This is a genomic window from Bradyrhizobium sp. 604_D8_N2_3, from assembly GCF_051810765.1.
Taxonomy (GTDB): Bacteria; Pseudomonadota; Alphaproteobacteria; order Rhizobiales; family Xanthobacteraceae; genus Bradyrhizobium; species Bradyrhizobium barranii.
Window position 1 is genome coordinate 337,309 of record NZ_JBPWPM010000001.1, and the last position, 24,682, is coordinate 361,990.

At 64.2% G+C, this 24,682-nt stretch carries 25 protein-coding genes and 1 tRNA gene; 15 read left to right on the forward strand and 11 right to left on the reverse strand.

Annotation, left to right across the window (positions count from 1 at the left end):
- Positions 1–26 precede the first annotated feature (26 nt).
- From AB7245_RS01565 to AB7245_RS01585, 5 genes are all read left to right on the forward strand, one after another.
- A complete protein-coding gene (locus AB7245_RS01565; RefSeq protein ID WP_063980338.1) occupies positions 27–1,436 on the forward strand; it encodes an adenylate/guanylate cyclase domain-containing protein in 1,410 nt (469 codons plus the stop codon).
- Positions 1,437–1,557: 121 nt separating this feature from the next.
- A complete protein-coding gene (locus AB7245_RS01570) occupies positions 1,558–2,046 on the forward strand; it encodes a TerB family tellurite resistance protein (protein WP_063980339.1) in 489 nt (162 codons plus the stop codon).
- Between the two features lie 231 nt (positions 2,047–2,277).
- A complete protein-coding gene (locus AB7245_RS01575) occupies positions 2,278–3,057 on the forward strand; it encodes an SDR family NAD(P)-dependent oxidoreductase (protein ID WP_063980340.1) in 780 nt (259 codons plus the stop codon).
- Positions 3,058–3,248: 191 nt separating this feature from the next.
- Positions 3,249–4,043, forward strand: coding sequence for a glutamine amidotransferase (locus AB7245_RS01580; protein WP_063980341.1), 795 nt, complete (start codon positions 3,249–3,251; stop codon positions 4,041–4,043).
- Between the two features lie 112 nt (positions 4,044–4,155).
- Positions 4,156–4,968, forward strand: a complete 813-nt coding sequence (locus tag AB7245_RS01585) for an enoyl-CoA hydratase (protein WP_063980342.1) — start codon at positions 4,156–4,158, stop codon at positions 4,966–4,968.
- A gap of 242 nt (positions 4,969–5,210) precedes the next feature.
- Here AB7245_RS01585 and AB7245_RS01590 read toward each other — a convergent pair.
- Positions 5,211–5,286, reverse strand: a tRNA-Ala gene (locus AB7245_RS01590).
- A 184-nt stretch (positions 5,287–5,470) separates the two neighbouring features.
- Between AB7245_RS01590 and AB7245_RS01595 the strand changes: the two genes are divergently transcribed.
- Genes AB7245_RS01595 through folD form a run of 3 tightly spaced genes read left to right on the forward strand, consistent with a single transcriptional unit; the run spans position 5,471 to position 7,031 of the window.
- Positions 5,471–5,761 carry a YggT family protein gene (locus tag AB7245_RS01595; protein WP_007598721.1) on the forward strand — a complete coding sequence of 97 codons (291 nt, stop codon included), beginning with the start codon at positions 5,471–5,473 and terminating at the stop codon, positions 5,759–5,761.
- Between the two features lie 15 nt (positions 5,762–5,776).
- Entirely contained in the window at positions 5,777–6,145 is a 369-nt protein-coding gene (locus tag AB7245_RS01600) for a DUF167 domain-containing protein (protein WP_063980343.1), read from the forward strand.
- Position 6,146: 1 nt separating this feature from the next.
- Positions 6,147–7,031, forward strand: a complete 885-nt coding sequence (gene folD / locus AB7245_RS01605; RefSeq protein ID WP_231143756.1) for a bifunctional methylenetetrahydrofolate dehydrogenase/methenyltetrahydrofolate cyclohydrolase FolD — start codon at positions 6,147–6,149, stop codon at positions 7,029–7,031.
- Between the two features lie 185 nt (positions 7,032–7,216).
- Here the strand turns inward: folD and ppa are convergent, their stop codons facing one another.
- Positions 7,217–7,753 (reverse strand): inorganic diphosphatase, encoded by a 537-nt coding sequence (ppa, locus tag AB7245_RS01610; RefSeq protein ID WP_014490715.1) that lies wholly within the window; start codon positions 7,751–7,753, stop codon positions 7,217–7,219.
- A gap of 178 nt (positions 7,754–7,931) precedes the next feature.
- Positions 7,932–8,441 carry a GNAT family N-acetyltransferase gene (locus AB7245_RS01615; protein ID WP_014490714.1) on the reverse strand — a complete coding sequence of 170 codons (510 nt, stop codon included), beginning with the start codon at positions 8,439–8,441 and terminating at the stop codon, positions 7,932–7,934.
- Positions 8,442–8,702: 261 nt separating this feature from the next.
- Between AB7245_RS01615 and AB7245_RS01620 the strand changes: the two genes are divergently transcribed.
- From AB7245_RS01620 to AB7245_RS01635, 4 genes are read left to right on the forward strand one after another with little or no spacing between them, the layout of a single operon-like run.
- Positions 8,703–9,602, forward strand: a complete 900-nt coding sequence (locus AB7245_RS01620; RefSeq protein WP_231143758.1) for an alpha/beta hydrolase family protein — start codon at positions 8,703–8,705, stop codon at positions 9,600–9,602.
- Positions 9,599–10,066, forward strand: a complete 468-nt coding sequence (locus AB7245_RS01625) for a DUF2269 family protein (RefSeq protein WP_063980345.1) — start codon at positions 9,599–9,601, stop codon at positions 10,064–10,066. Before AB7245_RS01620 ends, AB7245_RS01625 begins: the two co-directional genes overlap by 4 nt.
- Before the next feature lie 8 nt (positions 10,067–10,074).
- On the forward strand, positions 10,075–11,394 hold the full coding sequence (locus AB7245_RS01630) for an SDR family oxidoreductase (protein ID WP_063980346.1): 1,320 nt from the start codon (positions 10,075–10,077) through the stop codon (positions 11,392–11,394).
- A gap of 60 nt (positions 11,395–11,454) precedes the next feature.
- A complete protein-coding gene (locus tag AB7245_RS01635) occupies positions 11,455–11,862 on the forward strand; it encodes a thiol-disulfide oxidoreductase DCC family protein (RefSeq protein ID WP_063980347.1) in 408 nt (135 codons plus the stop codon).
- 12 nt (positions 11,863–11,874) lie between these two features.
- Here the strand turns inward: AB7245_RS01635 and AB7245_RS01640 are convergent, their stop codons facing one another.
- The 3 genes from AB7245_RS01640 to AB7245_RS01650 all read right to left on the reverse strand — a co-directional run bounded on the left by AB7245_RS01640 (position 11,875) and on the right by AB7245_RS01650 (position 16,231).
- Positions 11,875–13,122, reverse strand: coding sequence for a flavin monoamine oxidase family protein (locus AB7245_RS01640; RefSeq protein WP_063980348.1), 1,248 nt, complete (start codon positions 13,120–13,122; stop codon positions 11,875–11,877).
- A gap of 216 nt (positions 13,123–13,338) precedes the next feature.
- The gene (gene typA / locus AB7245_RS01645) at positions 13,339–15,165 is read right to left on the reverse strand and encodes a translational GTPase TypA (protein ID WP_063980349.1); all 1,827 of its coding nucleotides are present in this window, start codon (positions 15,163–15,165) and stop codon (positions 13,339–13,341) included.
- Positions 15,166–15,454: 289 nt separating this feature from the next.
- Complete coding sequence (locus AB7245_RS01650) at positions 15,455–16,231, reverse strand: Crp/Fnr family transcriptional regulator (protein ID WP_135213906.1); 777 nt, start codon at positions 16,229–16,231, stop codon at positions 15,455–15,457.
- 135 nt (positions 16,232–16,366) lie between these two features.
- Here AB7245_RS01650 and AB7245_RS01655 point away from each other — a divergent pair, with 135 nt between their 5' ends.
- Complete coding sequence (locus tag AB7245_RS01655) at positions 16,367–16,801, forward strand: response regulator (RefSeq protein WP_231143759.1); 435 nt, start codon at positions 16,367–16,369, stop codon at positions 16,799–16,801.
- A gap of 24 nt (positions 16,802–16,825) precedes the next feature.
- Here AB7245_RS01655 and AB7245_RS01660 read toward each other — a convergent pair whose 3' ends face one another.
- Entirely contained in the window at positions 16,826–18,367 is a 1,542-nt protein-coding gene (locus tag AB7245_RS01660) for an alkaline phosphatase D family protein (RefSeq protein WP_063985982.1), read from the reverse strand.
- 165 nt (positions 18,368–18,532) lie between these two features.
- On the reverse strand, positions 18,533–19,978 hold the full coding sequence (locus tag AB7245_RS01665; protein WP_084794917.1) for a TAXI family TRAP transporter solute-binding subunit: 1,446 nt from the start codon (positions 19,976–19,978) through the stop codon (positions 18,533–18,535).
- 151 nt (positions 19,979–20,129) lie between these two features.
- Here AB7245_RS01665 and AB7245_RS01670 point away from each other — a divergent pair, with 151 nt between their 5' ends.
- Both AB7245_RS01670 and AB7245_RS01675 read left to right on the forward strand, forming a co-directional pair.
- Complete coding sequence (locus tag AB7245_RS01670; protein ID WP_028152804.1) at positions 20,130–20,432, forward strand: 4a-hydroxytetrahydrobiopterin dehydratase; 303 nt, start codon at positions 20,130–20,132, stop codon at positions 20,430–20,432.
- Between the two features lie 91 nt (positions 20,433–20,523).
- Positions 20,524–20,907 carry a YkvA family protein gene (locus tag AB7245_RS01675; RefSeq protein WP_063980352.1) on the forward strand — a complete coding sequence of 128 codons (384 nt, stop codon included), beginning with the start codon at positions 20,524–20,526 and terminating at the stop codon, positions 20,905–20,907.
- Between the two features lie 253 nt (positions 20,908–21,160).
- On the opposite strand, the gene AB7245_RS01680 is transcribed toward AB7245_RS01675, so the two are convergent.
- The 3 genes from AB7245_RS01680 to AB7245_RS01690 all read right to left on the reverse strand — a co-directional run bounded on the left by AB7245_RS01680 (position 21,161) and on the right by AB7245_RS01690 (position 24,564).
- Positions 21,161–22,315 carry a TAXI family TRAP transporter solute-binding subunit gene (locus AB7245_RS01680; protein WP_028152802.1) on the reverse strand — a complete coding sequence of 385 codons (1,155 nt, stop codon included), beginning with the start codon at positions 22,313–22,315 and terminating at the stop codon, positions 21,161–21,163.
- Between the two features lie 18 nt (positions 22,316–22,333).
- Positions 22,334–23,194, reverse strand: coding sequence for a hypothetical protein (locus tag AB7245_RS01685; RefSeq protein WP_439033830.1), 861 nt, complete (start codon positions 23,192–23,194; stop codon positions 22,334–22,336).
- 395 nt (positions 23,195–23,589) lie between these two features.
- Entirely contained in the window at positions 23,590–24,564 is a 975-nt protein-coding gene (locus AB7245_RS01690) for an NADPH:quinone oxidoreductase family protein (RefSeq protein WP_014490699.1), read from the reverse strand.
- Between the last annotated feature and the right edge of the window lie 118 nt (positions 24,565–24,682).

Below are 24,682 nucleotides of genomic sequence, written 5' to 3' on the forward strand. Positions count from 1 at the left end.
GATCCACCCCAGATAGAGCCTCCGCCATGAGCGACATCCAGGCCCAGTTTTCCGTTCTGAAGCAGACCGCCGACGCCAAGGTGGTCGACGCGATTGCACACCTCATCGAGAACGGCGAGGATCACGAGCTCAACCGCGTCAATGTCCTCGATTTCTCCAGGCAGCATGGCCTCGACGAAGAGCACACGATCTCCACCTTCCTGCATGCGGCGCGGCTCGGACTGTTCGATCTCGGCTGGAATGTGCTCTGTCCGGGCTGCGGCGGCGTGCTGGGTGCCCATTCGACGCTGAAGGCGCTCAAGCCGGACGATTATCACTGCGCGCTCTGCGCCTGCGGCTACAAGGCGTCGGTCGACGATCAGGTCGAGGTCTCCTTCACCGTCAATCCGCGCGTGCGGCGCATCGCAGCGCACGATCCCGATACGCTTCCGGTGTGGGAATATTTCAAGCAGGTATTCTGGAGTTCCGGCGTCGACTTCAACAAGGAATCCTTCGCGACGCTCGCCAACGAGGTGACGCTCGATACACTCGAGCTTCCGGCGGGCGAGAAAGCGACCATGTCGCTGCAACTGCCGGGCGACTTCATCATCATCTTCGAGCCGGTGACGCACGCAGCCCATTTCATCGACGTCCAGGGCGAGCCGACCAAGGAGCGCCAGCAGTTCGCGATCATGTACAACAAGGTGCAGGCTCCGACAGGGACGACGACCATGCGGCCGGGGCCGCTGCGGCTGTCGCTGGAGAACCAGGCCGGCGTGCGCGTGTTGCCGTCGGTGTTCATCGCGGCCGAGGCGCTCCATCATCTCATCGGCAAGCGCAAGCCGTTCCTCACCGCCAAGCGCATGCTGTCGAACCAGACGTTTCGCGATGTCTTCAAGGCGGACAATCTCAGCCTCGACCAGCGGCTCCAGATCACGTCGCTGACATTCCTGTTCACCGATTTGAAGGGCTCGACCGCGCTCTACGAGCGCGTCGGCGATCTCGCCGCCTTCGATCTCGTGCGCGCGCATTTCCATGCGCTGCTCGAGATCATCTCCTCCGAGAAGGGCGCGGTGGTGAAGACGATCGGCGACGCCGTGATGGCGACCTTCGTCCGCCCCGAGCACGCCATCGTCGCGGGCCTGCGCATGCGGTCCGCGATGGACGAGCTCAACAGGCAGCGCGGCACCGACGATCTCATCGTCAAGATCGGCATCCATGAAGGCCCGTGCCTTGCGGTGATGCTCAACGAACGCCAGGATTATTTCGGCCAGACCGTCAACATCGCCGCTCGCGTCCAGAGCCTGTCGACGGCGCAGGAGATCCACATCACGGGCCCCGTGCTCGATGCGCCCGCAGTCGCCGAGGTGCTCGAGCAGCGCGCGATCAAGCCGATCCAGAAGCAGGCGGCCCTGCGCGGCATCGCCGACAAGATGGTGGTGTACGAGATACCGTGACAGATTGCCGAAAGGTAATGCCCGCGCGGAGCTGACGCACGTTGCGGCGGTTGAGTTTCCCACTCATATAACGCTGGTGGCGGCCGCACCCCCGCGGCTTCATCGTTTTCGGTAGGATCCTATGCTCGACGGCCTGCGCCAATTCATCGCTGACATTGTGGCTCCTCATGCCGCGGATCGTGCTTTCGGCGATGGCGATTACCGGCTTGCGGCCACCGCGCTGCTGGTTCACGTGGTCTCGCTGGACGGTCAGCCGACGGCGACCGAGCAGCGCAAGCTGCACAGCCTGATCGAAAGCCATTTCGGGCTGGATCGCGGTACCGCCGATCGCCTGATTGCGGACGCTACCCAGGTCGAGGGCGAGGCCGTCGACCTCTATCACTTCACCAGCGTCATCATGCGCTCGCTCGACGAAGAGGGCCGCAAGCGCATCGTCCAGATGATGTGGGAGCTGGTCTATGCCGATGGCCAGGTGTCCGAGTTCGAGGATAACGTCGTCTGGCGCGCGTCCGACCTGCTCGGGATCGCCCAGCGCGACCGGATCGACCTCAAGCATGCGGTCGCAAATCGCGCCGGTGGTCAGGTCAAGGACGGCGCCGTCGGGGGTTGAGCCGTCTCGACGCGGTATTATCGGCGGTTGTGCTGACCACATGACGAAACTTTAATATACCCCCGTCGGCCAGCCCGGCCCCGGATTTCCCCGTAAAATCCGTGGTTTTCCTGCTTCCCTGTTGCCCGCTCAAGCAGCCATGCTGCCGGTGACGCTTGCCTGTCGCGCTCGGCCTATGCTCTCGTTCCGCCATTGCGGGGCCAAAAAACTTCAATTCAAGAGACTTCGATCGTGACTGAGCGGGTAACGTTGATCACCGGTGCGTCGGCGGGCATCGGCACGGAGCTGGCGCGTGTGTTCGCCGCCAACGGGCATCGCCTCGCGCTGACGGCGCGACGCGCAGACCGGCTGGAGGCGCTTGCGAACGAGCTCGCCGCCAAGGGTGGCAAGAAGCCGATCGTGATCGCCTGCGACCTGCAGGAGGCGGATGCGGGCGAGAAGATCGCCGCCGCGCTTGCCGCCGAAGACGTCGAGCTCGACCATCTCGTCAACAATGCCGGCTTCGGCGTGTTCGGCGATGCGATCGAGCGCGACCGCGTCGAACAGGTCGGCATCGTCGATGTCAACGTCCGGGCTCTGACGGATCTGTCGCTGCGCTTTGCCGATCAGCTGATCAGGAACAAGGGCGGTCTTCTCAATGTCGGATCGGTCGCGGGCTTTCTGCCCGGCCCCGGCATGGCCGTGTACTACGCGTCCAAGGCCTATGTGATTTCCCTCACCGAGGCCTTGCGGGCGGAGCTCGCGCCGCGCGGCGTTCGCGTCACCGTACTTTGCCCGGGTCCGGTGCCCACCGAATTCCAGGCGCGCGCCGGCGTCGGGTCCGGTCATGATACGGCTCTTCTCAACGTGTCTGCCGCCGAAGTTGCGCAACAAGCTTATCGCGGCCTGATGGCCAACAAACGGGCAGTGTTGCCTGGTCTCGGCATCAAGATCGTGCCGTTCGCGCTGCGTTTCTTCCCGCGCGGCTTCATCCTGTCCGCCACCAGCCGGTTCCAGAGGCAGAGGCACTGATTCCTTGTTTTGACGCGTTTTCTTTACGCGAACCGGTACCCACTTCGCTCGAAAACGCTTTAAAGAAAGCTCAGAGCTCCGTAGTGGCCCGGAGCTTGCTTCAATATCGGGACGCGTGTGCGCGAACTCACACGATGTTAACTACCGCTTAGTTATGCTGGCGGTCTGAACCGATAGCACTCGCAGAGGCCATGTCGTTCCGGACGGACAGGTTTGGTGGCGCAGAATTGGTGCCCTTCCCAAGAAGGACGCCGAGCGCCGCCGCCTCCGAAGCCCGGTTGCCGGTTCTGATCATCCTGCATCAGGAATCCTCGACGCCCGGCCGCGTCGGCAATGGGCTGCGCGCGCTCGGCCATCGCCTCGACATTCGCCGGCCGCGCTTCGGCGATCCCCTGCCCGACACGCTCGACCAGCATGCCGGCGCTGTTTTTTTCGGCGGTCCGATGAGCGCCAACGATCCCGACGACTACATCCGCCGCGAGATCGACTGGATCGAAATTCCGCTCCGCGAACAGCGGCCGTTCCTTGGTATCTGCCTCGGCGCGCAGATGCTGGCGATGCAGTTGGGGGCCCGCGTCGCACCGCATGCGCAGGCGCTGACCCAGATCGGCTACTATCCGATCCGCCCGACCGCGGCGGGCCACGCGCTCTGCCCGAATTGGCCGGCGCAGGTCTATCACTGGCATCGCGAAGGATTTGAACTGCCCGTCGGCGCTGAGCTGCTTGCGGAAGGCGATGATTTTCCGATCCAGGCGTTCCGCACCGGCAATGCTTTCGGGGTGCAGTTTCATCCTGACGTGACCTGCGCGATGATGCATTGCTGGACCACGCGCGGCTATGACGGCCTCAGCGCGCCCGGCGCGCGCGAGCGGCATCATCATTTCGCGGACCGTGCCGTGTACGACGTTGCGGAGCGGGCCTGGCTCGATCATTTCATCGATGGCTGGCTGGCGCGCCGGCAGGTGCTGGCGCAAGCCGCCGAGTGATCGCGCCTCTGCGCAAGGCCTTCGCGCAAGGCCTTGCCTGATCCCTGGATATGCTAGGCTCGTTCCTAACGAGCGCGCGCGAACGCGTGCCGGCAGACACAGGGAGAGCGTCATGGCCTATGAACACATTTTGTATGAGGTGAGCGACAAGGTCGCGACCATCACGCTCAATCGCCCTGATCGCATGAATGCGTGGACGCCGACGATGGAGCGCGACGTGCGCCATGCGATGGAAGCATCGAGCGCCGATGACGATGTCCGCGTCATCGTGCTCACCGGCGCGGGCCGCGCCTTCTGCGCCGGCGCCGACATGGATGCGCTGAAGGGGCTCGACCCCAACGACGTCAGGCGTGCCTCGAACCTGCCGCCCTTCGACATGAATCGCCGGCCGGACTGGCAGACGCGTTACGGCTTCTATCCATCGATCGGAAAACCCGTCATCGCCATGCTCAACGGCGCGACCGCCGGCATCGGCCTCGTGCACGCGCTTTATTGCGACCTGCGCTTTGCCGCCGACAATACCGTCTTCACGACAGCCTTCGCGCGGCGCGGACTGATCGCCGAGCATGGCATGTCCTGGATGCTGCCGCGCATCGTCGGCCACGCCAATGCGATGGATCTGCTGCTCTCGGCCCGCCGCGTGTCGAGCGAGGAGGCGCTGCGGATCGGCCTGGTGAACCGGCTCTGCTCGCCGGAGAAGCTGCGCGAGGAGACCTACGCCTATGCGCGCGACCTCGCCGACATGGTTTCCCCGAGCGCGATGGCCGTGATCAAGCGCCAGCTCTACGAGGTGCCGTTCCAGACCCTGGCGGAGGCCACGATCGAGGCCAACCGCGAGATGATGGTCGCGTTGAACGGCAGCGATTTCCGGGAGGGGGTCGCGAGCTTCATGGAGAAGCGGCCGCCGAGGTTCACGGGGAAGTAGGGGGGCTGGCTGAACTCGGGGAAAAGGTCCGCCGTCGCCCTTCGGGCTATGGCGGGACAGCCTTCGCTCACTTCGCTACGAGGGAGCTTGGCTGGCTTGCCTAGCGGTAGCTCGCGAATGTCAGTGATGGTGGATGGGGTCCGCCGTCGCCCTTCGGGCTATGGCGGGACAGCCTTCGCTCGCTTCGCTACGAGGGAGCTCGGCTGGCTTGCCTAGCCGTAGCTCGCGAAGCGAGCGAAGGCTGGTGGAGCCAGGCGGGATCGAACCGCCGACCTCGTCATTGCGAACGACGCGCTCTCCCAGCTGAGCTATGGCCCCGTTTGGCGGCCGCTCTGGTGAATGCGGCCGACAACCGGGCGCCATTTAAGTCCCCGCCAAGGTCAAGTCAAGGACGGGTGTGACCCGGTTTTAACCATCCCCGGCACTGACTTCCCTTGTTTGGGCCGGGGGGAACCGATATCTAGCAAAAAGCGTCAATCCCGACCGAAAGCCAGAGTCTTCAATGCGTGCCGTTCTCGACATCGTCATCATCGTGCTCGACCTCTACGTCTGGCTGCTGATCGCCTCCGCGATCCTGTCCTGGCTGATCGCTTTCAACGTCGTGAACACCCGCAACCAGTTCGTTTCGGCGGTGGCGGAGTTCCTGTACCGGATCACCGAGCCGGTGCTGGCGCCGATTCGCAATTTCCTGCCCAGCCTCGGCGGCCTCGATATCTCGCCGATCATCCTGATCCTGCTCATCATGTTCATCGAGCGGGTGATCCTGTATTACATCTACCCGAACGTGATCTAAGCAGGCGGGAGCGCCTTGGTTGCGAAAGAGGCCTTCAAGGAACCCTGGCGCTATTCGGTCGCAGGAATCAGCATCGCGCTGCGGGTGACGCCGCGCGGCGGCCGCGACGACATCGACGGGATCGAGCAATTGGCCGACGGCCGCAGCGTGCTCAAGGTGCGGGTGCGCGCGATCGCCGATGGCGGCGAGGCCAACAAGGCCGTTCTGGTGCTATTGGCGAAATCGCTCGGCGTCCCCAAGGCCAGTGTAAAGCTGCTATCCGGTGCCACCTCGCGGCTGAAGCAGATCGCGGTCGACGGCGATCCGGCGCGACTCGGCGAAGCCCTGCGCAAGCTCGCCCAAGCCAGATCGGCAGACGCCAAACCGACAGACCAAGGGAACTGACATGACGGCCAAGATCATCGATGGAAAAGTCATCGCTGCGGAACTCCGCGCGCGCGTCGCTGACGAGGTTGCCCGCGTCAAGCGCGAACACAATCTGGTGCCGGGCCTCGCGGTGGTTCTGGTCGGCAACGACCCCGCCAGCGAGGTCTATGTCCGCTCCAAGCACACCCAGACGCAGGCGGCCGGCATGGCCTCGTTCGAGCACAAGCTGCCGGCCGACGTGTCGCAGGCCGATCTGCTGGCCGTCGTCGCAAAACTCAACCGCGATCCCGCCGTGCACGGCATTCTGGTGCAACTGCCGCTGCCGAAGGGCCTGAACACCGAGGCCGTCATCAACGCCATCGATCCCGCCAAGGATGTCGACGGCCTGCATCCGAACAATGCCGGCCGGCTCGCCGGCGGCTTTGAAGCGCTGTCGCCTTGCACGCCGCTCGGCTCGATCATCCTGACCAAGAGCGTCCACGCCTCGCTTGAAGGCATGAATGCCATCGTGATCGGCCGCTCCAATCTGGTCGGCCGTCCGCTGGTGCAATTGCTGCTCAACGAGAATGCCACGGTGACCATCGCGCATTCGCGCTCGCGCGATCTGCCCGGGCTCGTGAAGCGCGCCGACCTTGTTTATGCCGCGGTCGGCAAGCCGGAGATGGTGCGCGGCGACTGGTTGAAGCCGGGCGCGACCGTGATCGATATCGGCATCAACCGTATCCCCAAGGACGACGGCAAGACCCGTCTCGTCGGCGATGTCGCGTATCAGGAAGCACTCGCCGTTGCCGGCGCGATCACGCCGGTGCCGGGTGGCGTTGGCCAGATGACGGTCGCCTGCCTGCTGGTGAATACGCTGCGCGCGGCGTGCGCGATCGCAGGGCTGCCGAAGCCGGCGGGTTAGGTTTTCTTCACCTCTCCCCGCTTGCGGGGAGAGGTCGGAATTCAAGCGTAGCCTGAATTCCGGGTGAGGGGGACTGTCCGCGAATCTAAGTCTCACCGTCCTTGCGGAGACTCCCCCCTCACCCCGACCCTCTCAGCGCGAGCGAAGCTCGTCGCGGCCCCGCAAGCGGGGCGAGGGAGCAGAGCTCACGCCTTCTTTTTCTTCTCGCGCTCGATGCCTTCGAGGATCAGCTTCTGCGCGTCTTCCGGGCCGCCCCAGCGCAGAATCTTCACCCACTTGCCCTTCTCGAGATCCTTGTAGTGCTCGAAGAAGTGCTGGATCTGCTGCAGCGTGATGTCGGGCAGGTCGGAGTACGACTTCACCTTGTCGTAGCGCTGCGTCAGCTTCGACGACGGCACCGCGAGAATCTTCTCGTCGCCGCCGGCTTCGTCTTCCATGAACAGCACGCCGACCGGGCGCACGCTCATGACGGCGCCGGGGATGATGGCGCGGGTGTTGATGATCAGCACGTCGCAGGGATCGCCATCATCGGACAGCGTGTGCGGGATGAAGCCGTAGTTACCGGGGTAACGCATCGGCGTGTAGAGGAAGCGGTCGACAACGAGCGTGCCGGCTTCCTTGTCCATCTCGTATTTGATCGGTTCGCCGCCCACGGGGACTTCGATGATGACGTTGACGTCGTGGGGTACGTTTTTTCCGATCGAGACCGCATCGATACGCATTCAAGGCTCCGTTGTTGCCGAGGTTAAATCGCGCCCGGCAGCGATTTTGGCGCTGTCATACGCGGGCTTGGCGCGCCAATCCATCGTGTTTTTGTGAAATAATGAATCCAGCGACTACCGGCTCAAAAGGCAACGGTATCGACGGATGGGAAGCGCTGCCGGCTAGACTTTCAGCAGCTCAATTGGTCCAAGCGAAGGCAACCTTGTCGAGCGACTTCGGCCCGAAACGCTCGGAGGAGCGCGCCACCATGCGGCCGCCCAAGGCGCGGTAGAACTCGGTCGCTGGATCGTTGTCCGAGAGCGCCCACACCACCATGCTCTTCAGGCCGCTCTGCATCAGGTCGCGGCGGGCTGCGGTGAACAGGCGGCGGCCGAAGCCGAGACCCTGGAATTCCGGACGCAGATAGAGCTCGTAGATCTCGCCGTCGAAGTGCAGGCTGCGGGCGCGGTTGCGGCCGTAATTGGCATAGCCGGCGATCTTGTCGCCGAACACGAGCACGCTGACGCGGCTGCCTTTGCGAATCGCACTGTCCCACCACTGCGGACCGCGGCGGTTGATCAGCTTTTCCAGTTCGCCGCCGGGAATGATGCCCTGATAGGCGGAGCGCCAGGCTTCGTCATGGGTGGACGCCACCGCAGTTGCATCTGCAGCTTTGGCCGGCCGGACCTCGATCAGGGTTGTGCTCATGGATACGATCAAACCAAGTCGCCGCGCCGGCGGCAAGACCTATCGTTAATTATCGGTTAACGTGTGGATTTTGTGCATCAGTATTTTAACCATGTTGTACCGAAAGAAGACAAGACGCCATTTCGAACGGCACCGGCCTGCCATTGCCGGTGCAAAACTGCCCTGCGGCAACCAATGAACCGCGATGGCAACGCAAAAAGTCCGCCGAAAATGATTCGTTCCTGCAGATCCGTCGCTGTCCGTGTTCGCCTGCGGCGATTCATGCGCCTCTTCAACATCTTCGCCCTCCTGCCTGTGCTGGCCTTGTTGATGGCGTCCCCTCTGTGCGCGCAGGTCACGTTTGGGTCATCGGGTGAGGAGGGCGAGCCGCTTCGCCGGCAACAATGGCGCGTGCCATCGCCGGATACCGACGTTGCCGCGCATGCGCTGCTGTTTCGTCCCGTTGGCGCCGGTCCGTTCCGGCTTGCGGTGATCGCGCATGCCTCGACGCAGAATGTGCTGCGTCGGGCGCAAATGCCGCAGCCTGAATACCGCGCGCTGGTCGCGTTTCTCGTCGCGCACGGCTTCGCCGTGCTGGTGCCGGAGCGGCTCGGCCATGGTGCGACCGGCGGCCGCTATGTCGAGGACCAGGGCGGCTGCGACGAGGCGGATTACGCGCGCTCGGGTCGCGCGACGGCCACCGAAATTTCGCTCGCGCTGGATTTTTTGCGAAAGCAGGATTTCGTTCGTCAAGACTCGGCCGTCGTGCTCGGCCATTCCGCCGGCGGTTGGGGGGCGTTGGCGCTCGCGAACGCCGATCCGAACGCGATCTCCGCGATCATCGCGCTTGCGCCGGGGCGCGGTGGCCACGCCAACGACGAACCGAACCGGATCTGCGCGCCGCAGACGCTTCTCGCCGCGGTGGCCGAGTTCGGCAAGGCGGCGCGCATTCCGGTCACATGGCTCGTGGCGACCAATGACAGCTATTTTGCGCCGGCGTTCTCGCGCCAATTGGCCGATGCGTTTCGCGGTGGAGGCGGCAAGGTGGACTTCCGCACATTGCCGGCCGTCGGCAGCGAGGGGCATTGGATGATCGAGAGCGAAGCCGGCGTCAAAGCCGCCAGCCGCGAGCTCGGGCTTGCGCTGAACCAGTCCAAACCTGCGGCGGCCAAGAAGCCATGACGCTGTATCTCCTGGTCAAATACCTCCATGTGCTGGGCGCCATCGTCATTCTCGGCACTGGCACCGGCATCGCCTTCTTCATGCTGATGGCGCACCGCACGAGCGACGCCGAATTCATCGCGCGTACCGCTTCGGTGGTGGTGATTGCGGACGCGATCTTCACGCTGTCGGCCGTGATCCTCCAGCCGGTGACGGGCGGCCTGCTGATGATGCTTTCGGCCATGCCGATCACGGAACGCTGGCTGCTGGCCTCGCTTGGGCTCTACGTCTTTGCGGGCCTGTTCTGGGTCCCCGTCGTCTTCATGCAGATCGAGATGCGCGATCTCGCGCGCAAGGCGGCCGAGCAGCGCGGCGCTCTGCCTGAACGCTACTTCGTGCTCTACCGCCGCTGGTTCGCGTTCGGTTTCCCCGGCTTCGGCGCGACGATGTTGATCCTGTGGCTGATGATCGCGAAACCGTTTTGAGAGATGCGATGACCCAGCCAACCGTTTTGGTGCTCGGCGCCTCCGGCCTGATCGGGCGCTTCGTCACCGACGATCTGCGCGTGCGGGGATTTCGCGTGGTCGGCGTCGCACGCAGCCTGTCGCCCGCGCAGAAGATGAGCGCACGGGACATCGAGCAGCCGATCTTGTCGCTCGACGCAGCCGCGCTGATGCGCCTCTTCCGCGAGCATGCCGTCGACGTCGTCGTGAACTGTCTTGGCGTGCTCCAGGATGGTCCCGGCAGCGACACCGGCGCGGTGCATCGCGATTTCGTCGCGCGCCTGCTTGAGGCGATCGCCGACAGCGGCCGCGCGATCCGGCTGGTGCACATCTCGATCCCCGGGACCGCGGAGGCGGATCGCACCGCCTTCGCGACGACCAAGCGCGAGGCCGAACGCCTGATTGCAACCTCCGGCATTCCCCACGCTGTCCTGCGGCCCGGCTTCGTCGTCGCACCGTCAGCCTATGGCGGCAGCGCCATGCTGCGTGCGCTCGCCGCCTTCCCGCTCGACCTGCCGCAGAAGGAGATGTCGACGCCATTCCAGTCCGTCGCAGTCGAGGACATTTCGGCCACCATCGCCTGGCTCGCCGCGCGCGATATCGACGACGCCTCAGTCAAAGCCGTGACGTGGGACCTGATGCAGGCCGAGCCGGTCACCATGGTGGGCGTCATCAAACAGTTCCGCCACGCCTTCGGCACAGCCGGCTGGCCGCGCCTCGTGATGCCATCCTTCATGCTCGATCTCGGCGCGAAGATCGGCGATCTAGCCAATTATCTCGGCTGGGTGCCGCCGATGCGCTCCACCGCCATCGCCGAGCTGCGCCGCGGCGTGACTGGCGATCCCTCCGCCTGGATCGCCGCCACGGGCATCGCGCCGAAGACGTTGACTGATGCGATCGGGCGCCATCCCGCCACCATCCAGGACAAATGGTTCGCGCGGCTGTTCCTGATCAAGGCGCTGATCTTCGCCAGCCTCGTTGCGTTCTGGCTTGTCTCCGGCTTCATCGCGCTGTTCGTCTCCTACCGCGCCGCCGCCGGCATCCTGACCGCGCACAATTTTTCGCCCGCGCTGGTCGATCCCATCACCATCGGCACCAGCCTGATGGACATGAGCATCGGCGCGCTGATCGCCTTCCGCCGCACCGCGGCGATCGGCCTGCTCGCAGGCATCGTCGCCTCGCTCGGCTATATGTTCGGCGCGGCAATCCTCACGCCCGACCTCTGGATCGAGCCGCTCGGCGCGCTGGTGAAGACAGGCCCCGCGATCGTGCTGATGCTGGCCGCGCTTATGATGCTGGATAATCGATAGCGTTTTCACGCGAAGTGGATCCCGGTTCGCGCCCAGAAAACGCGTAAGATAGAGAGACTGATGAGCAAATGGCCCGATGATGACGTAATTCTGTTCGACGGCGTCTGCATCTTCTGCTCGCGCTGGGTCCGCTTCGTCGCCAAGCGCGACACGTCGAAGCGGTTTCGCTTCACGCCGATCCAGTCGGATTATGGGGCGCGGCTTGCCCGTACGTTTGGCATCGATCCTGACGATCCCGACACCAATGCCGTGGTTCATGACGGAGAGGTCTTTATGAAGTCCGACGCCGCGCTGATCGTGCTGTCGCATCTGCCGGGATGGCGTTGGGTGCGCGCGTTGTTCGCCGTGCCAAAACTGCTGCGAGACCCCGTGTACAGCCTCATCGCGCGCAATCGCTACCGCATCTTCGGCAAGTACGACGCCTGCTTCGTTCCCGATGCGGATTTGCGGGCGCGGGTGATTGAGTGACGTAGCCGGCGCTTACGGCTTGCCTGAAGCCGCCAGCACTTCCTTCGCCGCGCGCTCCCCGCTGTCCCTGGCGCCATGCGCCGTCGTGAAGAAGCTTGGCGACGTCGCTTCTCCCGCGAAGAACAGCCGCCCATCCACCGGCGCGGCCAGCACCGCGCGGTCTCCAGCGTGCCCTGGCAGTGCGTGTGAATACGATCCTCTCGCGAAGGGGTCGTGGGCCCAGCGCGACTCGTAGAGCGGCTTGAGCTTTCGCCTGATGTCGTTGCCGAGGAAGCCTGCGATCTCGTCGATGCTGTGCGCGGCAATGGCGCCGTCGCCGGCGTCTTCCAGCCCGCGGGCAAAGCTGCCGCCGAAAAAGCCTTCGATGCAGGGCTGTCCGAACGGGCGGATGTGATAGGTGCCCATCTCGGTGCGCATGGTGGCGCCGCGCAGATTGCCCTCTTTCGGAAAGGCTTCTGCATCGTCGAGCGCCAGCGTCACCTTGTCGTCGACGCCGAGCGGCAGGCCGGCTGCCGCATCGACCTTGGCGGGCAGCGGCGGTGAGAAGCGGATCGCCTCATCGGCGATCAGATTGGTCGGAACGGTGACGATCACCTTGTCGGCGGTCAGCGTACCCTGCGATGTCTCGATGCGGAGGCGCTGGCCGGAATGATCGATCAGCGTGACATTGCAGCCCAGGGCCACCGGGCAGGGGGCGCCATAGGCCGCGATCAGTGCGCCATAGCCACGGCGGACGCGCCAGTTGAGATCGCTGTCCTCGTAGGCGTCCCAATCCAGTGTCGACATGTCCTTCAGTTCGCAGCCGTTGATGTAGGTCGAGACGGCGTCGATCATGGGATTCCAGCGATTGCCCGGATCGAGGCTCAGGCTTGCGGGCTCGTCCTTGCCCTTTTGCGCGGCCTGCCACAGCCGCTCGTAGAATGCGTCCATCGCGCGCATGAAATCGTCGCGCTCGGTCTGCGGAAACGCGTTGCCGAAGGCGCGCTCGCGCCAGGGCGGCAGGTCCTTGTTGACCTCGAAGCCGAGCTGCTTGGCGATGTCGACGAAGGAATTCTTGTCGGCCGAGTGCAGCCAGCCGCAGCCGACGTCGAAGGTCACCTCAGGCGAGGCCTGCACGGTCCAGGCACGTCCGCCAATCCGGTCGCGCGCCTCCAGCACGATCATGGAGAGGCCGGAGCCATGCAGCGCATGCGCCGCGCCGAGGCCGGCTGCGCCGGCGCCGATGATCGCGACGTTGACGGAGGAGGGCAGGGAGGTCATCAGCGGGCTCTAGCACGTTCGCGAAGAGCGCTGAAGCCACCACAAAGTGAGGTGTCATCACCCGCCTTGTGCGCACGTTGTGCACTGGGGCGAGTGATCCATCTTCGTAGGGTGGGCAAAGGCGCTCTTGCGCCGTGCCCACCATTGTCGACCGGGATTTCAAGTGGTGGGCCCGCTACGCTTGGCCCACCCTACGGCACTACGGTATGGAGCGGCTTACGCCACCGCTTCCTTGGACTTTTCCGCGCGCTTGCGCTCGTTCGGGTCGAGGTGCTTCTTGCGCAGGCGGATCGACTTCGGCGTGACCTCGACGAGCTCGTCGTCCTCGATATAGGCGAGCGCCTTTTCCAGCGTCATGCGGATCGGCGGGGTCAGGCGCACCGCTTCGTCCTTGGACGTGGTGCGGATGTTGGTGAGCTGCTTGCCCTTGAGCACGTTGATCTCGAGATCGTTGTCGCGGGTGTGCTCGCCGACGATCATGCCCTTGTAGACCTTCCAGCCCGGCTCGATCATCATCGGGCCGCGGTCTTCCAGCTTGAACATGGCGTAGGCCACCGCTTCGCCCTGGTCGTTGGAGATCAAGACGCCGTTGCGGCGGCCCTGGATCTCGCCCTTGTACGGGGCGTAGCCGTGGAACAGGCGGTTCATGATCGCCGTGCCGCGGGTGTCGGTGAGCAGTTCGCCCTGATAACCGATCAGGCCGCGGGTCGGCGCGTAGAACACCAGGCGCAGGCGGTTGCCGCCGGACGGCTTCATCTCGACCAACTCGGACTTGCGCTCGCTCATCTTCTGCACGACGACGCCGGAATGCTCCTCGTCGACGTCGATCACGACTTCCTCGATCGGCTCCATGGTGGCGCCGGTCGCTTCGTCCTTCTGGTACACGACGCGCGGGCGCGACACCGAGAGCTCAAAACCTTCGCGGCGCATGGTCTCGATCAGGATCGCGAGCTGCAATTCGCCGCGGCCCGAGACTTCCATCGCGTCCTTGTCGGAGGCTTCGACGACGCGCAGCGCGACGTTGCCTTCGGCTTCACGCAGCAGACGGTCGCGGATCATGCGGCTCGTCACCTTGTCGCCTTCAGTGCCGGCGAGCGGGGAGTTGTTGACGATGAACGACATCGACACGGTCGGCGGATCGATCGGCTGCGCCGGCAGCGGCACCTCGACGGTCGGATCGCAGAAGGTGTCGGCGACGGTGCCCTTGGTCAGGCCGGCAATGGCGACGATGTCGCCGGCTTCGGCTTCATCGAGCGGCGTGCGCTCGAGACCGCGGAATGCCAGGATCTTGGTGATGCGCCCGGACTCGACCAGCTTGCCGTCGGCATGCAGCACCTTGACCTGCTGGTTCGGCTTGAGCACGCCGGACGAGATGCGGCCGGTGATGATGCGGCCGAGATAGGGGTTGGCTTCCAGGATGGTGCCGATCATCCTGAACGGACCTTCCTCGACCGTCGGCGGCGCGACGTGGCGCAGGATCAGGTCGAACAGCGGCTCCATACCCTTGTCCTGCGGACCCTCGGGGCTTTCAGCCATCCAGCCCTGCTTGGCCGACCCGTACAGGATCGGGAAGTCGAGCTGCTCCTCGCTGGCGTCGAGCGCCGCGAATAGGTCGAACACCTCGTTGATGACTTCGGTCGGGCGCGCGTCGGGGCGGTCGACCTTGTTGATGACGACGATCGGCTTCAGGCCGACCTTGAGCGCCTTGGAGACCACGAATTTGGTCTGCGGCAGCGGGCCTTCGGCGGCGTCGACCAGCACCAGGGCGCCGTCCACCATGTTTAGGATGCGCTCGACCTCACCACCGAAATCGGCGTGGCCGGGGGTGTCGACGATGTTGACGCGGGTGTCCTTCCACTGCACCGAGGCCGCCTTGGCCAGGATGGTGATGCCGCGCTCACGCTCCAGATCGTTGGAGTCCATGGCGCGATCCGTCACCTTCTGGTTCTCGCGGAACGTACCGGATTGCTGGAGGAGTTTGTCGACCAGGGTCGTCTTGCCGTGGTCGACGTGGGCGATGATGGCGACGTTACGAAGGTTCATGAGTGAGCTTCTTTGCGGTCGGACAATGGGTTAAGCGCGATCTCGCCGGTCGGACCGGGACCTCTTCTCGAAACAACGCTGGAAGACTGGAAACGGGCGCTTTCCGCCCAAAAAGGGCCGCCCGGTCATCTCGACCAGGCACCCTACGCGTTGCGGCGCAATATATGCAAAAACCGCCAAAAAACAATGTGTTCTTTGCTAGTTGGTTGACTGAATTTTGTCAGGGAATCTCCGGGGGTTAGGGTAAATTCAGCACCAAACCGGCCTTTGCTCGGGGACGGGGCCTCGATCAGCCCTGCGCCGAGCCGGGGCTGGTCTCCTCGGTCGGATAGACCCCGCGCAGCACTTCCTCGAAGTGCATCTTCACCGCGTCGTTGCACAGGCAGGCGCGCAGGCGCAAGCCGTCGAGATTGCGGACCAGGATCGCGCCGCGTCTTGTATCGAGCACGCCCTCGGCCTTGAACGACTGGAGCACGCGGCTCGCATAGCTGCGGCCGACCCCGAGCAGCGTCGCGAGTTGCTCATGCGTCAGCGGCACGCTGCTCTCGTCGCCGGTCCGCTCCATCGCCGCAATGATCCACTTGGCCGTACGCTGCTCGATGGAGTGGATGGCGTTACAGGCGGTGGACTGGAACATCTGCGCCAGCATGCAGTCGGCATAGCGGGCGAAGATGTTGCGCAGCGAGGCCGAGCGCATCTTGGCAGCGTCCAGCTTGGCGACGTGAATGCGCGCGAATGGTCCGCCGAATTTCACGCAGATGCGGGTATAGGCCGGCAAAAATCCCTCGCTGACGATGCCGCCCACTGCGCCTTCGCGGCCGACCAGGATGGTCTCGACGTCGCGGCCGTCCTCATTGGGAACGAGAAATGTCGCGAGCGACGGCCCACAGGGGAAGTGCACGACCTGGACATCGTCGCCGGGACTGTAGAGCAGCTCGTTGGCCCCGGCGGTGTCCAGGGTGACGTGCGGTGCCAGCAGCGCGTAGTCAGCCGGACTCAAGCGCCGCAGCAGATTGTTGGCCGGCCGGCTGCCGACTTCGGTTGTCTTGCTGATACGCGCGTCCATCGTAAATCCCCTGCTCTCCTTTCAACACTAGCGAGGTCCGATCATGGGCTATGTGCACAAGTGGACAGACGTGAAAACTGTTCTGTGGTGAGTTTCGTTCCGGGAACCCTCCGATCGCTGGGCGCAGGCGTCGGGATGAGGCTGTCCTCGATCGGTAAGAACATGCAGCCCTCGATATCCACCATCATGATACCTGCTCCCCCGGACGGCTCGACCGGCATGCCCGCCGATGTTCTGATCGTTGAGGACGATCCGATCATTGCGATCGATTTCGAGGATCGCCTGCTCGGATTTGGCGTGAGGAGCGTGCGCACCGTGGGGTCGGTGGCGCAGGCGCTGGCGGCGATCGCAGCGCGCGCGCCGGATTTCGCGCTGCTCGACGTCGAGCTCGGCCGCGAGAAAAGCTTTGCCGTCGCCGACCGGCTGGCGGCTGCGCAAATTCCCTTCGTCTTCGTGACGGGCTACGGCGCCGAGGATCGGATCGCTCCCGAATTCAAGACGCGGCCGCGGCTGCAAAAGCCGTGTTCGAGCGAAGCGCTGGAGGCCGCGCTGCGCTCGGGCGGCTCCTGATCGCCCGTCGGCGTTCTCCCGGCTTCAGGCCAATTTCGGATCGAGCGTGGTCGACCACAGCGCGACGTCGGCGCGGTCGCGCAAGGTCACCGTCATCTGGCCGGATGCGCCGTCGATCTTGACGTGACCGAAGAACTGCATGCCTGCGGACGGCGGCAGGTTCTGGTTGTCCTTGCCCGGCGCTTTGACGAAGCGCACCTCTGGCCCAAAGGTGTTGTCGAGCGCGTTCGGACCGAAGGTGCCCGCATGCAGCGGGCCCGAGACGAATTCCCAGAACGGCTCGAACTCCTGGAATTGCGCCTTGTTCGGATCGTAATAATGCGCGGCGGCGTAGTGCACGTCCGCGGTCAGCCACACCGTGTTGTTGATCGGCGCCATCTTGATGAAGCGCAGGATGTCGGCGATCTCGAACTCGCGGCCGCGCACCGGGCCGTCGCCCTGCGCAATGGCTTCCGATCCGCCCTTCGGCGTGTCCGACACGACGAGACTGATAGGCATGTCGGAGGCGATCACTTTCCAGGTCGCACGCGAATTCAGAAGGCCGCGCTTGAGCCAGGCGACCTGGTCCGGGCCGAGAAAATAGCTCGCGGGCCCGTAAGCGGTTTCGAGATTGGCGCCGTTCGGGCCGCGATAGCTGCGCTCGTCGAGCACGAACACGTCGAGATGCGGGCCGTAGGAGATCTGGCGATAGACGCGGCCCGGCTCAACGATGCTCTCCCGCATCGGATACATCTCGTGAAAGGCGCGGCCGGCGCGGGCTGCCAGCAGGGAGATGTCGCGCACCTTGTAGGACGCCGGCAACTCCTTCGACAGCGACCAGTTGTTGGTCACTTCATGGTCGTCCCACTGCACGAAGATCGGCACTTCGGCATTGAAGGCGCGGACGTTGTCGTCGGTGAGATTGTATTTGTGTGCGGCGCGGTACTCGTCCAGCGTCTCCGCGACCTTGGCCTTTTCGGGGATGGTGACGTTCTTCCAGGTCTTGCCGTCGGTGAGCTTCACCTCGGATTCGATCGGACCGTCGGCATAGATCGTGTCGCCGGAATGCAGGAAGAAATCCGGGCGATGCTTGCGCATCGCGGAGAAAGTGAACATGCCGCCATCATCGGGATTGATGCCCCAGCCTTGCCCTGCGACGTCGCCGCCCCAGACGAAGCTGACGTCGCGACGGTCGGCCGGAGCGGTGCGGAAGCGGCCGACCACCGGCTCGCCCTCGATCGCGGTATGCGAGAGATCGCGAAAGCGGACGCGATAGAAGATGTCCTGTCCGCCCGGCAGGTTCTCGATCAGCATCTTCGCGGTGAAGTCGCTCTCCGGCAGTGCCGCGATCGGCGGCAGTGCGCGGACATCCTTGAAGGACTCGGTCGTGGCCACCTCGACCAGCATCTGCGATGGCCGGTCAGTGCGCGCCCAGACCACGCCACCGTCGACCGTGACGTCGCCGGACTGCACGCCATGCGTAACCGCCGGCCGGTCGGCCGCGCGCGAGAGATGGGGCATCGCGATCGCGCCGAGTGCGCCGGCGCTGGTGGTGAGGAAGCGGCGGCGGGAGAATTTGATGTTCATGGCGGCTTCGCTTTTTGTCTCGTGCGCATCTCGCGTCGTCATTCCGGGACGGTCCGAACGACCGGACCCGGAATCTCGAGATTCCGGACTCGCGCTGCGCGCGCTCCGGAATGACAGCGAAAGCTATACTGAGACAGTATGACGCAGCAATAACGCGGCAAGCGTTTACGCGTTGCCGGCGGCCCTGAATTGCGCGCCTGCGCGCTGCAGGCTTTGCGGCATGGCAAACAGCACGGCCTTGCGGTCGGCGACGGCGGCGTGGAACTGGTCGAGCACGATGTTGATGGCGGTGAGCCCGCCCTCTTCGATCGCGCCGTGATCGAAGCAGCGCAGCGTGTCGCGCAGGATTTCGTCAGCCTCGGTTTGCATCTGGTCGAGCTCGTCGGTCGTCTCGCTCTTGCGCGCCGCCGCGATCAGGTCGAACAGGCGGTCGCGCAAATGGCTGTTGTTGTCGCGCTCGTCCTTCTTCAGGTAGCCCGCGAACCAGGCGCCGATCGAGCCCATCGCCGAGAGCGCCATCAGGGTCCACCAGATGTAATCGCTGTATTTGTCGAGGAAGGTCTTTTCCTCGCCGTCGACGAAGGCGGCGGCGCCCGGATGCACGGGGATCACCGCATCCTTGTCGGTGTCGGGCGTCTCGATCTTCGCCGCCATCGGGAATTCCGCCACCAGTTGCTGGCGCACGGCGAAGAGCTGGCGCGTGAATGCCGCGATGGTGGTATCGGACACCCCTTTGCGCGCCACGATGTGGTGCGAGAAGCTGATGGTCTTGACCTCGTCATCGGGGCGATCGGGCGAGCCGCCATAGGTGCCGGCGGGAATCTCCGATGCTTCGTAGACGGGATGGTTTTGCGCGATCGCGTCCGCGGAATCGATCGCGAGGAAGGTCGGCGTGCCGCTGTCCTTGGCGGAAGCCGCGATCGCATCCGACGTGATCTTGCTGTTGACGGGGCCGGCTGCGAGATAGGCATCGGCCTTCTGGGCCTTGATCGCCTCGGCGGCTTCATTGGCCGGGAACTGTATGACCTCGACCTTGGCGGGATCGACGCCGTATTGCTGGAGGATCACCTTGAGCAAATTGACGTTGGCCTGGGTTCTGCCGATCACCCCGACGCGATGGCCGGCGAGCTGCGCGATCTTGGTGATCTTCGCGCCCTTCTTCTTGCCCTTGCCGGGCACGGTCCACAGCACCACGACGTTCTTGCGCAGGGTCGCGACGGCTTGCGCGTTCTTCGGCACGTCGACGTCGCCGCGCACGATGGCGAGATCGACCTTGTTTTCCGCGAGCGCATCGGCGCTGGCGGTGGCACCGTCGGTCTGGATCGGGCGTAGCCGCACAAAGCTCTTGTGCTGCGCGAAAGCCTGCGTCAGCGCCTGCACCACCTTGAGGTCGTCGCTATTGGCCGGACCGACCGCGATCTTCAACGTCACCGGCCGCATCGCGAAATAGTATCCGCCGACGAGCGCGCCGATGATCGCAAGCACCAGCGCCAGAGACACAAGCGCCGTCTTCCGCGCCGCTGATCGCGGCGAAGGCGGGGTGGGCGCTTCGGCCAGGTCCAATCCCCCGGTCATCGATCTCCCAAACAGGCGCTTGAGGCTCAGTTTCATCTTGGCCGGCGATTTACACCTGCAATCATAGCAAATTTCTTGTCCCGCGGGGTTACATCTCCGTCATGGTTAGCGGATGGACGAAATCCGGTCCGAACCAGGGCCATACGCACGGTGTTAGGGTAAAGTTCCCCTGAAAATGGAGGCGATCATGGCAGAGCGGCTGACGCCGGAAGCACGCAAGCAGGCACTGGGCGCCATACCGGGCTGGACCGAGGTTCAGGGCCGCGACGCCATCGGGAAGACCTTTGTCTTCAAGGATTTCAACGAGGCGTTCGGGTTCATGACCCGCGCGGCGCTGGTTGCCGAGAAAATGGATCACCACCCCGAATGGCGCAACGTCTACAAGACGGTGGAGGTGGTGCTGTCGACCCATGACGCCGGCGGCGTCACCAAGCTCGACATCGAGCTGGCCAGGACGATGAACACGATCGCCAAGCTGACAGCTACCTGACACCTTGCGAGGATCGGCTGCATCCCCATGTTGTGATCAGCAGGAGATGCGGCCATCTGCCGCCCCTGGCTGAATGGGGAGTTTGTCGAACATGGCTGCCGAACACAGCGTCGGCTTCGAGCCGGCCGATCGGCTCGCGGAGGATCATGAGAGCGTGCGCCGCGGTTTCTGGCGCAAGCTGAAGCGTGTCGCCGCGCAATTGCCGTTCGCGGAAGACCTGCTCGCGGCCTATTACTGTGCGTTCGACCGGCAGACGCCGCGCCATGTCCAGGCGTCGCTGCTCGGAGCGATCGCCTATTTCATCCTGCCGTTCGATTTCGTCCCCGACGTGATGCCGATCCTCGGCTTCACCGATGACGCCGCCGTGCTCGCCACCGCCATCCGCATGGTCGCCAGCCACATCACGACGGAGCACCGCGAAGCCGCCCGCGCCGTGCTGAAGCGTGGGGTGGATGGTGCGGAGGCGGCGCAGTAGGCGTTGTTGGCTACACGCCGTAGCCACGCCCACCGCTGTCATTCCCCGCGACCCGGCCACGCCAAGGCTTCGCCGGGGTTGCGGTCCAGGGCAGCCGAAGCTTTAGCGTAGGTGGCAGGCGGGGAATCCGGTAGGCCGCGGCCTCTCGATTCAATCACTGACGTCACGGAGTACTGGATCGCCCGGTCAAGCCGGGCGATGACAGCGAGTGTGTGGGTGCCGCTTGCGACACCATCGGCCGCAATGCCGCTCGTTACTTCTTCTCCGCCCGCGCGTTCCCCGCGTCCCACGCCTGGAATTGCTTGAACAGCGCTTCCCTGTCTGCGTCGGACACCTTCTGGGCCGCGGGGTTCTGCTTGAGGAACGCCTCGAAGCGCTCCCGGGTCACCGGTTCGACGCCGTGCTTGTCGAGCCATTGCTGCGCCACCGGCAATCTGTTCCAGCCCGTCAGAGGTGCCGGGAGCGAGACTTCCTTCCACTTGGGATGGAAAGGCGGGTTCTGCAGGGTCGGGAATTTCGTGAAGAACGCATCCACGAACAGCGCAAGCTTACGGTAACGGTCGGTGTTGGGCGCCCAGTTGTAGGCCGCGAGCACCGCCGGCACCGCGATGGTGTCCACGTTCTCGCCTTCCTTGATCAGGTTCGGATAGTCTTTGGCGGTCAGCGTCGCCGGCAGATAGTCGCTCTGGAGCGGCTTTGCATAGTCGACCCCCGCGAGGTGGAAGCGGCCGTCATTGCTGAAGGTCGACACTGACTTGTACGGCTTGCCGCCGACCACGATGACGGCGTCGATCTCGCCGGCTTTCAGCTTCTCCATCGCGATGCGCTGCTCGACATAGACGAAGTTCGCCTTGATCCCGAGCCGTTCGAACACCGTCAGCGCGGTGACGAAGGTCCCGCCATTGGGCAGATCGACGCTGACCTTCTTGCCCTCGAGATCCTTCAGCGTCGCGACCGATTTCGGCGCGATCACCTGCATCTCTTCATTGTAGAGCTTGGTCACATAGGTGAACTGCTTCTTGATGTCCTTGGCAAAGCCCTTGCGCTCGAGATAGTCGAGCGTGTCCGCCCGCACGATGCCGAGATCGACGCCTTGCAGGAACAGAATGTCGGCGACGCTCTGCACCGAGCCGCGGCCGACGATCGGTAGCACGCGGATCTTGTTGCCGTCGTCGAGCACGGAGGCGAGGTCGGCGCCGAACTGCACGTAGGTGCCGCCGATCGTGCCGGTGATCAGCGTGACCGTATTGGCGTTCAGCGACTGCTTGGTCGAGGTCGAGCCGAACTGGAAGATGGCCTTCAGGCCGTCCGAGACCTTGGCCGGATCGTACTCGGTCTGCTCGGCGCGTGCCGCGAAGGCGCAAATCGTCATGATGGCGGCAACCGCCATTCCCAAAGCGTTACGCATAATACCCTCTGAAAAGTTCTAGTTCTGAAGCTGAGCGAGGCGCTGCCGCGCCTCCGCCGATCCGAGTGCCGCGGCCTTCTGGTACCAGTCACGCGCGACGGTCGCGTCGCCGGCGATGCTCCGCGCGTCGCTGGTGCCCAGCACGGCCGGGTCATAGGTCTGCGCCAGCAGAAACGCGGCCGTTGCATCCTGTGCATTGGCCGCGCGCTCGAGCAGCAGGCGGGCTGCAACAATATCGCCGATCCTCAACAGGCTCTTCGCGCGTGTCATCAGCCCGGCCAGCGTGTCGGCATCGAGCGTCTTGGCTAGCGTCTTGGCGGGCGGAGTGGGCGCCGGCGGCGCCGCGACGGGTGCGGGCGCAGGTATGGGTGCCTGGGCTTGCAGCGCCGTCTGATAGGCGGTCGCGATCGCTTCGCGGCTCGGCGTTGACGGTGCAGGGGGAACCTGCGTGTCGGCGCTCGCCAGCGTCGTGTTGGTCGCGCGGTCCGAATCCTTCAGCGAGCTCTGCGTCCTGGCCGGCGTGTTGGCCGACGCCATGGCTTGCTCCGGCGCGATGCCCATCCAGCTAACGGCATTGGCGGGGAAGAGGCCGCGAAAGTCGGACTGATACAGTGTGACCAGAATTGCCAGGGTGGATGCCGTCAGAACGGCCGCGAGAACGCGCGGGACAATTCTGGAGCGCACCTCAATGGGCGCATATTCGCCTGGGTCCGGCGCACCGAGCGGATCGGACAGGAAGAGTGGAATTGGATCGTCCTGCGAAAGATCGGCCCGCGCGGCGCGCGCACGGATAAAGGACGCGGTCGGCGGATGTGATGTGGCTCGATCGGAGTCGAACGCCTTCGACTCCTTCGACGGGCGATGTGCCGTCGTCTCCATGGTCATGCTCCCCATTACCAACGCAACGCAGGGGCAATTCGGCTTAAGTCTTCTTGCTTTTGTCCAAAGTGTCCCGCAAATGGAACCGGTAAAACGCAGTTGGAATCAGCCCAAAAAACGACGACGGTTTGCGCGAATTAGGAAATATTTGGGTTTGATTGAGGCGGAGCGGAGGAATGCACCACGATTTTGGCGGTGATGGTTGAGGAAGGTTTTCCTAGACTCCGCTGACTTTGACCCCGGGGCATCCAGTGGGCCGCGGCGTCTCGGCTGAAATCTCTGGCGTCTCTGAAATCTGGACCGCCCGCCTCAGTACGCAATTGCGCAGAAGGCGGGCGACGACGGTCGCATATGTGGCGAGTGCGTTTGGCAGGCAAGCGCTGCGGCTCACACCATCACGGATGCAGGATCACCTTGCCCATGGCCTGGCGTCCCGCCAGAACCTTCAGTGCGTCGGCGGTTTGTGCCAGCGGGAAGGTGCGGTCGACATGCGAGGAAATCTTTCCTTCCGCGGTCCACTTCACGAGCTTCTCGAGATTGGCGCGGTTCTTGGCCGGGTTGAGCCGGGTCCATGCACCCCAGAACACGCCGCGGATGTCGCAGCCCTTCAGTAGCGCGAGGTTCAGCGGCATCTTCGGAATGTCGCCGGCGGCAAAACCGATCACCAGGAAGCGGCCTTCCCAGGCGATCGAGCGCAGTGCCTGCTCGGCATAGGCGCCACCAACCGGATCGAAGATGATGTCGACGCCCTTGCCGCCGGTGAGCTTGCGCAGGCCCTCTTTCAAATCTTCCTTGCCGTAGTTGAGCGTCAGCTCGGCGCCATGCGCTTTCGCGAATTCGAGCTTCTCGTCCGACGAGGCACAGGCGATCACCTTCAGGCCCATCAGCTTGCCGAGCTCGCAGGCAGCCAAGCCGGTGCCGCCGGCTGCTCCCAGCACCGCGAGCGTCTCGCCCGGCTTCGGGCTCGCGCGGTCTTCCAGCGCATGCAGCGCGGTGCCGTAGATGATGATGATGCCGGCCGCGCGGTCATAGTCGAGATTGTCGGGAATCTTCACGATCGATGCCGCCGGCAGCGCGATCTTTTCGCGCGCGCCGTTGTGGCCGCAGGACGCAACGACGCGATCGCCGACCTTCAGATCAGTCACGCCGGGACCGATGCTCTCGATCACGCCGGCGACTTCGGCGGCGGGCGAGAACGGGAACGGCGGCTTGATCTGGTACTTGCCCTGAATCATCAGGATGTCGAAGAAGTTCAGCGCCGCCGCCTTGATCGCGATCACCGCTTCGCCGGGACCTGCCACCGGATCCGGCACGTCGGCAAGCACGAGATCATCGGGCTGGCAATATTGCGAGCAGAGGATGGCTTTCATGGCGGCACCTTCTTGAGAATACTGGGCGTTTCGAGGCGGAATTATAGTTGGTCCGTTTCTGCCGGATTTAGTGCGGTCCGACAATCCGGTTTCTTTGTCTAGCGCAGCGTGAAGGCCT

Coding starts and splice junctions, on each gene's coding strand:
- AB7245_RS01570 (WP_063980339.1), top strand. CDS start 1,558: ATGCTCGACGGCCTGCGCCAATTCATCGCTGACATTGTGGCTCCTCAT.
- AB7245_RS01665 (WP_084794917.1), bottom strand. CDS start 19,978: ATGAAACTGAGCCTCAAGCGCCTGTTTGGGAGATCGATGACCGGGGGA.
- typA (WP_063980349.1), bottom strand. CDS start 15,165: ATGAACCTTCGTAACGTCGCCATCATCGCCCACGTCGACCACGGCAAG.
- AB7245_RS01565 (WP_063980338.1), top strand. CDS start 27: ATGAGCGACATCCAGGCCCAGTTTTCCGTTCTGAAGCAGACCGCCGAC.
- AB7245_RS01670 (WP_028152804.1), top strand. CDS start 20,130: ATGGCAGAGCGGCTGACGCCGGAAGCACGCAAGCAGGCACTGGGCGCC.
- AB7245_RS01630 (WP_063980346.1), top strand. CDS start 10,075: ATGACCCAGCCAACCGTTTTGGTGCTCGGCGCCTCCGGCCTGATCGGG.
- AB7245_RS01680 (WP_028152802.1), bottom strand. CDS start 22,315: ATGCGTAACGCTTTGGGAATGGCGGTTGCCGCCATCATGACGATTTGC.
- AB7245_RS01615 (WP_014490714.1), bottom strand. CDS start 8,441: ATGAGCACAACCCTGATCGAGGTCCGGCCGGCCAAAGCTGCAGATGCA.
- AB7245_RS01675 (WP_063980352.1), top strand. CDS start 20,524: ATGGCTGCCGAACACAGCGTCGGCTTCGAGCCGGCCGATCGGCTCGCG.
- ppa (WP_014490715.1), bottom strand. CDS start 7,753: ATGCGTATCGATGCGGTCTCGATCGGAAAAAACGTACCCCACGACGTC.
- AB7245_RS01685 (WP_439033830.1), bottom strand. CDS start 23,194: ATGGAGACGACGGCACATCGCCCGTCGAAGGAGTCGAAGGCGTTCGAC.
- AB7245_RS01635 (WP_063980347.1), top strand. CDS start 11,455: ATGAGCAAATGGCCCGATGATGACGTAATTCTGTTCGACGGCGTCTGC.
- AB7245_RS01640 (WP_063980348.1), bottom strand. CDS start 13,122: ATGACCTCCCTGCCCTCCTCCGTCAACGTCGCGATCATCGGCGCCGGC.
- AB7245_RS01620 (WP_231143758.1), top strand. CDS start 8,703: ATGCGCCTCTTCAACATCTTCGCCCTCCTGCCTGTGCTGGCCTTGTTG.
- AB7245_RS01595 (WP_007598721.1), top strand. CDS start 5,471: ATGCGTGCCGTTCTCGACATCGTCATCATCGTGCTCGACCTCTACGTC.
- AB7245_RS01690 (WP_014490699.1), bottom strand. CDS start 24,564: ATGAAAGCCATCCTCTGCTCGCAATATTGCCAGCCCGATGATCTCGTG.
- AB7245_RS01625 (WP_063980345.1), top strand. CDS start 9,599: ATGACGCTGTATCTCCTGGTCAAATACCTCCATGTGCTGGGCGCCATC.
- AB7245_RS01585 (WP_063980342.1), top strand. CDS start 4,156: ATGGCCTATGAACACATTTTGTATGAGGTGAGCGACAAGGTCGCGACC.
- AB7245_RS01650 (WP_135213906.1), bottom strand. CDS start 16,231: ATGGACGCGCGTATCAGCAAGACAACCGAAGTCGGCAGCCGGCCGGCC.
- AB7245_RS01580 (WP_063980341.1), top strand. CDS start 3,249: ATGTCGTTCCGGACGGACAGGTTTGGTGGCGCAGAATTGGTGCCCTTC.
- AB7245_RS01660 (WP_063985982.1), bottom strand. CDS start 18,367: ATGAACATCAAATTCTCCCGCCGCCGCTTCCTCACCACCAGCGCCGGC.
- folD (WP_231143756.1), top strand. CDS start 6,147: ATGACGGCCAAGATCATCGATGGAAAAGTCATCGCTGCGGAACTCCGC.
- AB7245_RS01655 (WP_231143759.1), top strand. CDS start 16,367: ATGAGGCTGTCCTCGATCGGTAAGAACATGCAGCCCTCGATATCCACC.